General features: G+C 67.8%; 7 protein-coding genes. All 7 read right to left on the reverse strand.

Going from position 1 to position 9313, the window contains the following annotated elements:
* Nucleotides 1–1748: DUF885 domain-containing protein (locus HOQ08_RS01430; protein ID WP_291190488.1), on the reverse strand; the 1748-nt coding region annotated here is incomplete at its 3' end.
* A 122-nt stretch (nucleotides 1749–1870) separates the two neighbouring features.
* Nucleotides 1871–3085, reverse strand: coding sequence for an FtsX-like permease family protein (locus HOQ08_RS01435; RefSeq protein WP_291190491.1), 1215 nt, complete (start codon nucleotides 3083–3085; stop codon nucleotides 1871–1873).
* Nucleotides 3086–3200: 115 nt separating this feature from the next.
* Nucleotides 3201–4523: an ABC transporter permease gene (locus HOQ08_RS01440; protein ID WP_291190494.1), complete on the reverse strand. Its 1323-nt coding sequence runs from the start codon at nucleotides 4521–4523 to the stop codon at nucleotides 3201–3203.
* Between the two features lie 41 nt (nucleotides 4524–4564).
* On the reverse strand, nucleotides 4565–5770 hold the full coding sequence (locus HOQ08_RS01445; protein WP_291190497.1) for an FtsX-like permease family protein: 1206 nt from the start codon (nucleotides 5768–5770) through the stop codon (nucleotides 4565–4567).
* Nucleotides 5771–5781: 11 nt separating this feature from the next.
* The gene (locus HOQ08_RS01450; protein WP_291190500.1) at nucleotides 5782–7089 is read right to left on the reverse strand and encodes an ABC transporter permease; all 1308 of its coding nucleotides are present in this window, start codon (nucleotides 7087–7089) and stop codon (nucleotides 5782–5784) included.
* Between the two features lie 145 nt (nucleotides 7090–7234).
* Nucleotides 7235–8467: an FtsX-like permease family protein gene (locus tag HOQ08_RS01455; protein WP_291190503.1), complete on the reverse strand. Its 1233-nt coding sequence runs from the start codon at nucleotides 8465–8467 to the stop codon at nucleotides 7235–7237.
* 1 nt (nucleotide 8468) lies between these two features.
* A partial coding sequence (locus HOQ08_RS01460; RefSeq protein WP_291190506.1) for an FtsX-like permease family protein occupies nucleotides 8469–9313 on the reverse strand: 845 nt, incomplete at its 5' end.

The raw sequence follows: 9313 nt of genomic DNA on the forward strand, positions 1-9313 counted from the left end.
ACGTCCAGCGGCAGCGCACCGCCACCGAGCACCTCGTCGTGGAAGGCACGGATGTCGAACTTGCTGCCCAGCGCCTGCCTGGCCCGGGCACGCAGCTCCAGGATCTTCAGCTGGCCCATCTTGTACGCCAGCGCCTGGCTGGGCCAGGTGACGTAGCGGTCGGTCTCGGCCTGGATGCTGGGCTCGTCCTCGCTGGAATGGGCGTGGAAGAAGTCCACCATCTGCGCCCGCGTCCAGTGCTTGTAGTGCACGCCGGTGTCCAGCACCAGGCGGTCGGCGCGCAGCAGCTCGTCGGACAGGTGGCCGTAGTAGGACAGCGGGTCCTGGTAGAAGCCGACCTCCTTGCCCAGCTGTTCGGCGTACAGCGCCCAGCCCTCGACATAGGCGGTGTAGCCGGCCTGCTGGCGGAACGGCGGCAGCTTGGGCAGCGTCTGCGCGATGGAGATCTGCATGTGGTGGCCGGGGATGCCCTCGTGGTAGGCGGTCGACTCGATCGACAGCACGCTGCGGTTGGCGAAGTCGCCGGTGTTGACGAAGATCTGGCCCGGCCGCGAACCGTCCGGCGTGCCCTGGTGGTATTCGGCGCCCGGCGCCTCCTTCTCGCGATAGGGCTCCACCGGCATCACCACCACGTCGGTCTTGGGCAGCAGGCCGAACAGCTTGGGCAGTTGCGGCTTCATCTGCGCCAGGTAGGCGCGATAGCGCTCGAGGATGTCCTCGCGCGACTTGGCATGCACCTTGGGGTTGATCTTGAGCGCGGCGCGGAAACTGGCGAGGTCCGCATAGCCCTGGGTCTTGGCGATGGCGGTCATCTCCTCTTCGATGCGCTTGACCTCGGCCAGGCCGATGGCGTGGATCTCCGCCGGGCTCTTGTCGGTGGTCGTGGTCTGGCGCACCAGGAAGCGGTAGATCGCATCGCCGTCGGGCAGCTGCCACACGCCCGGCTGGCTGCGCCCGTGCGGGGCGTAGTCCTTCGCCACGAAGTCGCCGAGCCTGGCGTAGGCGGGGCGTACCTGCTGGTCGATCGCCGCGAGAATCTCCTTCTTCAGCCGCGCCTGCTCGGCCGCGGACACCGACTGGGGAAAGTGTTTCAGCGGCTCGGCAAACGCACTGTCCATGCCGGCCGACTGCTGGATGCTGGCGATCTGCTGCACGACTTTTTCGAGCAGGTACTTCGGCGGCATCATGCCGTCGCGCAGTCCCTGGCGCGCCACCTCGATGGTCTGGTCGAACAGCTTCGGCACCGCCTTCAGGCGCACAAGGTAGTCCTCGTACTCCTTGGCGTTGTCGAACGGAATCGAGCTGACGAAGCCGGCCAGCTGCAGGTGCACGCCGCTCATCTGGTCCAGCGGCATCTCGTTGAGCTTGAAGTCCAGGCTGGTGAGGCTGTCCTTGAGCTGGCGCACCATCAGCTGCTGGTTGAGCTTGTCTTCGTCCGAGAAGCCGGTGGTGTCGATCGCCTGGAAGCGGCGCAGGAAATCCTCGGTGACCTTGCGCTCCGCCGCCGTGTGCGCCAGCGACATGTCGCTCCAGCGGTCGTTGTAGCGCAGGTCGCCCAGGACGGTGGCGAACTCCGGCGAGTTCTCGAGCATGTGCTGCCACTGCTCGGCGAGCAGCCCGTTGAACGCCTTCACGCGGGCTGCCACGTCGGCCGGCGCGGCCTGCGCGGTATCGGCAGCCAGCACGGGCATGGCCAGCGGGACGGTGCCCAGCAGGCCCATGCAGAGCACCAGAGGTCGCAATTTCATCGTTGGTTCCTTTTGTCGGCAGAGGTTGTTGTAGGGGAGATGGATTGTTGGCCTCGGTTGGCGCCTGCTCTCGTGCCAGAAGGCATGGCTTCCCGCTGCGCGAGCAGTGGTCGCGCCGGGAATCAGACCGACCGCGTCGCCACCACCGGCGGCACTGCCGCCGCGCGCAGAGCCGGGCCCAGCACGGCGAGCTGACCCAGGCCCCACAGCGCCAGCGCACCCACCGGCAGGTAGGACAGCGGCAACCGCGGCAATTCGTAGTGCTGCATCAGCATCAGGTTCAACGCATAGGCGAGCAGCATGCCGAGCGCGATGCCGCCGGTGACGATGAGGAAATTCTCGGTCTGGAAGTAATGCAGGATGTCGGCGCGGGTGGCGCCCAGCGCGCGGCGCACGCCGATCTGCCGGCGCCGCTGCTGCACCCAGAAGCTGGCCAGGCCGACGATGCCCAGCGCGGTCACCAGCAGCAGCGCGGCGATCACGCCGACCAGGATGCCGGCCATCACGCGGTCCTGCCTAAAATAGTTCTCGCGCAGGTTGCCGATGGTCTGGCTTGCCTTGCTGTCGAGCACCGCATCGGGCGCGATGGTGGCCATCGCGGCCCGCGCGTCGCGCAGCACCCGCGGCAACTGGGCAGGGTCGGCGCGCAGCAGATAGACGGCCGCAAGCCGGGCGCCCGGTTGCGCGGGCACGTAGACCGACCATTCGATCGTGTTCGGGCCACCCTCGCCACCATAGGGACGCGCCAGGTGCGCCAGCACGCCGGCCACCCGGAAGTGGAATCTGCCGGTCCAGAATTCCTTGCCGAGCGGGTCGGCGCCTGGCCACAGGTGTTCGGCCAGCGCATGGGTCACCCACACGGCCGAGTCGTCCGGCACGAAGAAATCGACGGGCTGGTAATCGGCGGGCTGCGGCAGCCGGCCGGCGACTACCCGTACGCCAAGCGCCTCGAAGCTGCCCCGGCCACCGACATAGAAATCCACCACGCCGCCGAAGCGCTTGCCCTCCGGATCGGTGGTGATGCCAGCAGTACCGGCGTGATCGCCGAACGGCACCTGATTGATCGCACTCACCGACTGCACGCCGGGAAGCTTGGCAAGGCCGCTGAGCACGCGCGCGTTGAGGTCGACACCCCTCGCCGGGTCATAGCCGGTCAGCTTGATGGCAGCCAGGGCGTTCTCGTCGACGCCGCTGATCACCCGGGTCTGCTGCACGCGGTTGACGATCAGGAAGCAGGCATTGCAGAGCACCGCGCAAGCCAGCGCGATCTCCATTGCGATCAGGATGCTTGCCAGCCGATGGCGACGGAGGGCGGCAAGGATGGGCTGGATCTGCATGGTTTCATTGCTCCTTTCGAGGAGTGCGGCCATGGAAGGCCGCTCTAATGTTCTTTGCGCTCGCACGGCGCGCCAGGCTCGGACCATGCGGCGATGATGGGCCGCCAGGCACGCGCTAAAGCGTCTTCAGTTGCAGGCCGGGCGGCATGCGGCTGGCGCGCAGCGCCGGCAGCACGCCGGCCAGCAGGCTGGCGACAACGGCCAGTGCGAAGGTGGCCAGGAACATCGTCGTGTCCAGATGCACCAGGTCGGCGTACTCCACCGGCTGGCTGCGCACCAGCCACAGGCCGAACAAGGTCAGCAGCAGGCCACTCGCGCCGCCGAGCAGCCCGATCAGGCCAGCTTCGACCAGGCATTGCGCAAACACCGCGGCGCGGCTTGCGCCCAATGCGCGGCGCACACCGATCTCGCCCGCCCGGCGCAGGAACTTCGCCAGCAGAAGGCCCACCGTGTTGAACAGGCAGATCAGCAGGAAGGCGAGCGCCAGCCACGTCTGCAGGCGCACATCGCTGGGTACCACCTGGTTGAAGTCGAGCCAGCCCATCAGGCTGCGCAACTGCGTGTTGTCGGCATGCACGAAGCGCCCCAGCGCCTTCTGCTGGGCCGCGTAGTCGGCCACGAACCGGCGGTAGCCGGCGACCTTGGCCGCACTGTCCAGCTGCACCCACAGCGCCACCCATACGCAGGGCGAATTCTGCAGGTGCGCCGGATCGCCCGGCATGCTCCAGCAGGTGAACGGCTGGAAGCCCCCTGCGTTGATTTCCAGCGAACTCTGGAAGGGCACGAAGACATCCTCGGGCCGCTGGTAGAAGCCCGCCGTGTCGCCATTGGAGAAGCGCCCTCCCGCCACGTCGTAGAACTGCGGCGATGGCCGCCACGGCGCCAGCACGCCGACGATGCGCACATCCGAGTCCTTCAGTCGCAGCGTGCGCCCCACGCTGTCGGCGCCGTTGAACAGCTTGTCGTTGAGATCCGACGAGATTACCGCGACCCGTGCGCGGCTCCGGTCGTCCTCAGCAGTCCAGCCGCCGCCGTAGCGGAACGGCACGTCGAACATCGGGAAGAAATCGCTGGTCGTGGACAGCATCTGCGCCATCAGCGGCGGCAGGTTCAGGTGGGACGCGGTCAGCCGCAGCTGGCTGCTGGTCACCATCGCCTCGCGATCCGCACGATGGGCGCTCCACAGCTCCTGCGCGGAGCGGTAATCCATCATGTCGTAGGGCTGATGGTTGGGGGACGGGTCCGGATCAGGATCGACCTGCGGATAGAACAACGTGCCGCTGCGCCCCGGCAAAGGATCGCCCGAGAGCAGGTGCATCACCGTCAGCGTGGTCATGCTGGCGCCGATGCCCACGGCGATGGCGAGCACCATCAGCACGGTCAGCGCCTTGTTGCGCTTGAGGCTGCGCAGTGCGAGGTCGAGGTAGTAGCCGAACATTCCCAGGCTCCTTCAAGGGGAAATTTGTGCCGTGCCGGAACTCACACCGACCGCGTCGCCACCACCGGCGGCACCGCGGCGGCGCGCAGCGCCGGGCCGAGCACGGCGAGCTGGCCGAGCATCCACAACGCGACCGCGCTGGCCGGCAGGTAATACCAGGGCATGCGCGCGATCTCGTAGCGCTGCATCAGGTACAGGTTGATGCCGAAGGCCAGCACCATGCCCAGCACCACGCCGGCGGTGCCGAGCAGGAAGTTCTCGGTCTGGAAGTACTGCATGATATGGCCGCGAGTGGCGCCCACGGCGCGGCGGATGCCGATCTGCCTCCGGCGCTGCCCCACCCAGAAGCTGGTGAGGCCCACGATGCCGAATGCGGTCACCGCCAGCATCACCACGCAGACCAGCACCAGCATCCACGCCATGCTTCGGGTATTGGCGAAGTAGTCGCCACGCACGCCGGCATAGGTCGCGCCTTGCACTACCGCGCCGGGCTCCAGCTTGCCCAGCGTCTGTGTCGCCTCGCGCAAGACGCGCGCACGGTCCCGGGGTGCGCTGCGCAGCACGTAGTCGCCCATCACCGCATCAGGATGCAGCGGGAAGAACGCGCTGGAATGGCGGCCGCCCGGCCCGCTGAACCTCGGATCCTGCGCCAGCACGTCGGCGACCACGCCGACCACCGTCCAGCTCCTGTCGTTGGTGTATAGGTTCCTGCCCAGCGCGCTCTGTCCCGGCCACAGGCGCTGCGCATCGCTTTGCGTGATCAGCACGACGTGACCGGTGGAATTGAAGTCCTTGATACCGCTGTCCGCATACTCGTCGGCGTTGAAGAAGCGCCCTGCCAGCAGGCGCAGCCCCAGCGCCTGCTGGCCGCCGCTGCCGAGGAAGTAGATCGAAGTGTTAACCGTGGTCTTGCCGTCCGGCGTCGTGGTGAAGTCTGACAGCGCGGGGTTCTGATCCAGCGGCATGCTGGTCGCGGCGGCGGCCGCCGTCACGCCCGCAATGCCGCGCAGGGCCGAGAGGTCGCGCGGAATGTCGCTGGCGGCGAGCCTGGGATCGGTGCCGTTCACGGTGACCATCGAGATGCCCTGCTCGTCGATCGCGTTCGGCCAACGAATGTCGGCGATGCGCTGGCCGATCATGAACACCGCGTTGCACAGCACCGCGCAGGCGAGCGCGATCTCCAGCACGATCAGCGTGGCCGGTATGCGGTGCCTGCGCAGGCTGGCGAGTATCGGACGGATTTCCATGGTCGCTCCCCTCAAAGGGCTTTCAGTTGCGGAGCCGGCGCCACCGCGCAGGCGCGCCACGCGGGCAGCAGGCCCGCAACCAGGCTGGCCGCCAGCGCTACCACGAAGGTGAACAGGAACATCGCCAGGTCCAGATGCGCGAGGCTGGCGTATTGCGCCGGCTGGTGGCGGATGCCCCACAGCCCCAGCTCGGCGAAGACGAGGCCCAGCACGCCGCCGGCCACGCCTACGATGGCGGCCTCGACCATGAACTGGGCGAAGATCGCGCCGCGGCCAGCGCCCAGCGCACGGCGCACGCCGATCTCGCGCGAACGGCGCAGGCATTTCGCGAGCAGCAGGCCCACCGTGTTCACCACGCAGATCAGCAGGAAGCCGAACGCCAGCCCTGCCTGCAGGCGCGCATCGTCCGGCACCACGTGCTCGCCGCGCAGCCATGCCATCAGGCCAGACAAGGCCGTGCGCGATTTCTGGAAGCGCCCCAGCGCCACCTGCTGCCGTGCGTAGTCGGCGAGAAACAGCCGGTAGGCCGAGACCGCGGAGGCATCGGGCAGCTCCAGCCACACGCCCAGCCAGATCGCCGGGGAAGTCTCCAGGTGTTCCATGCTGGAACCCGAGCCGTAGGACATCATCATGCTCGGCCCGATGCCGTCGGCGCGCGCAGCCTGCAACGGCATGAACACGCCCTCGCCCTTGCCGTAATTGCGGCTGCCCAGGTGCAGCGCGTAGAAGCGCGGCTGCGGCGCCCAGGACTTGAGCACGCCGATGATGCGGAAGTCGCGGTCCTCGACGCGGATCATGCGGCCCACGCTGTTTGCGCCGCCATACAGCTTGTCGTTGAGGAAGCCGGAGATCACTGCGACCTGCACACGGCGGTCGTCGTCGGCCGCGCTCCAGCCAGCGCCGTACTGGAACGGCGCGTCGAACATCGGGAAGAAGTCCGCCGTCGTCATCACGCCGTCCGCATAGAACGGCTTGCCCTCCGTTGTCCTCGGCTTCACCTTGACCTGCGCCAGCGCCACTGCCGTCTGTCGCTGCGCCTTGCCCGCACGCAGCAGGTTCATCGCATCGACGTAGCTCATCAGCCACGGCAGCTTCGTACCGCTGCGCGAGAAGGGCCTGTTCTCCGGATAGGGATCCACCTGCGGGTAGAACAGCTGCGCGCTCTTCTGCGGCAGCGGATCGCCGGACAGCAGCCGCAACACGGTCAGCGTGGTGATCGTGGCACCGATGCCCAGCGCGAGCGCCAGCACCATCAGTGCCGTAAGCACTTTGTTGCGCTTCAGGCTGTGCAGGGCCAGATCGAGGTAGTAACCGAACATTGCACCTCTCCGTGATTGGACTCCCTCTCCCGCTTGTGAGAGAGGGGTCGGGGGAAAGGGTTGGGCCAGCACGCAACGCTGCGCTCCACCCGTATCCTCTCCCGCCTTGTCAGCCCCCTCTCCCGCAAGCGGGAGAGGGGAAGCCTCATACGCTTCTTGTCGCCACCACTGGAGGCACCGCCGCTGCACGCAGCGCCGGGCCGAGCACCGCCAGCTGGCCGATCAGCCACAGCGCGACGGCGCCGACGGGGAAGTAGAACGCCGGCAGCCGTGGCAGCTCGTAGTGCAGCATCAGGAACAGGTTGATGCCGTAGGCCAGCAGCATGCCCAGCGCGATGCCGAAGGTGGCCAGCAGGAAGTTCTCGGTCTGGAAGTAGCGCAGGATGTGTCCGCGGGTGGCGCCCAGCGCGCGGCGTACGCCGATGGTGCGCCGCCGCTGCGCCACCCAGAAGCTGGCCAGCCCCACGATGCCCAGCGCGGTGACGGTCAACAGCGCCACGATGACGCCGACCAGGATGCCGGCCATGGCGCGGTCGTTGGCGAAGAATTCGTGGCGTACGTCGTCGTAGGTGCGCTGCCGGGTGACCACGCGCAGCGGGTCGGCCTTCTTGAGCGCGGCGACCGCCGCCTTGAGCACCGCCGCGCGGTCCTGCGGGCGGGTGCGCAGTATGTAGCTCTGGTCCTTGCCGGCCCCCATCAGCAGCGGCAGGATCATCGTGTACTGCGCGGTGGCATCGTCGTGGGCGTTGGCGCGGGCCAGCCCGGCCAGCACGCCGACCACGCGCAGGCTCACGGTATCGGTCAGGTAGAAGCTCTTGCCCAGCGGGTTCTGCCCTGGCCACAGCCGCTGTGCCAAGGCCTGGGTCACCACCGCGACCGCCGGAAGGCCCTTGGTGTCACCGGTCGCCAGCGCCTTGATCGCGATGTCGGCATCGATGTATTCCTCGGGCTTGAGGTTACGTCCGGCCACCAGCCTGGCCCCGAAGGTCTGCGGCAGGTCCCTGCCGAAATAGGTGCCCGCGCTCAATATGGGCTGGCGCTGCGTGGGGTCCAGCTTGACGCTTGCGTTCGACGAGGACCCGCCCAGCGGCAGCTGGTTGGTCATCGCTACCGCCTGCACGCCGGGGATCTGCCGCAGCACGGCCAGATCCTCCTTCGCCCGGGCGTAGATGTCGGGCGAAGGAGCGATGTCGGCCACCTGGACCTGCACCAGCGCGTGCTCGTCGATGCCGGAGGACATACGCATGTGCTGCAGCCGGTGGCCGATCATGAAAACGGCGTTGCAGACGATGGCGCAGGTCAGCGCGATCTCCAGGATCAGCAGCCACGAGGTGATCTTGTGCCGGCGCAGGGTGGAGAGAATCGGCAGGATGTCCATGTCAGTTGCTCTTCAGCTGCAGCGCGGGAGGAATCTGGCAGGCCCGCCAGGCGGGCAGCAGGCCGGCCAGCAGGCTGGCGGCCAGCGCGAGCAGGAACGTAGTCAGCAGCATCGGCACGTCCAGGTGCGCAAGCGCGGCGTAGTTCGAAGGCGTGTGCCGGACCAGCCACAGGCCCAGCAGGGCCAGCAGCAGCCCGCCCAGTCCACCGACCACGCCCACCACGCCCGACTCGACCAGCAGCTGCGCGAACAACGACCGCCTGGATGCGCCCAGCGCGCGCCGCACGCCCAGCTCGCCGGCCCGGCGCATGAACTTGGCCAGCATCAGGCCCACCGTGTTGACCAGGCACACCAGCAGGAAGCCCAGGGCCAGGCCGGTCTGCAGGCGCACGTCGTCCGGCACCACCCGTTCGTAGGCCAGCCAGTCCATGAGCCCGCGCAGGCGCACGTTCGGCTCCTTCACGAAGCGGCCCAGCGCCTTCTGCTGCTGCGAGTAATGGACCAGGAACTCCTTGTAGGCGCCCACCCGGGCCGGCGAGTCCAACTGCACCCAGAACTGCATCCATACGCAGTCCGCCGATGGATAAATGCTGCCCGCGCCGCCGGTGCCGTTGCCCCAGCAGTCGGTGGACCCGTCGTGCTGCATGTGCAGATCCAGCGCCGTCAGCAGCGGAACGAAGACCTGCTCGGCGTAGGCGTAGGAGCCGGTGTTGAGGTCGTAGAAATGCGGATCCGGGTGCCAGTCCTCGAGCACGCCGGCAATGCGCAAGGCAGCGCCACCCACGCGCAGGGTGCGGCCGATGCTGTTGGCGCCGCCGAAAAGCCGGTCGTTGAGCTCGCTGCTGA

Origin of the sequence: Frateuria sp. (assembly GCF_013362045.1) — a bacterium.
Lineage (GTDB): Bacteria > Pseudomonadota > Gammaproteobacteria > Xanthomonadales > Rhodanobacteraceae > Frateuria_A.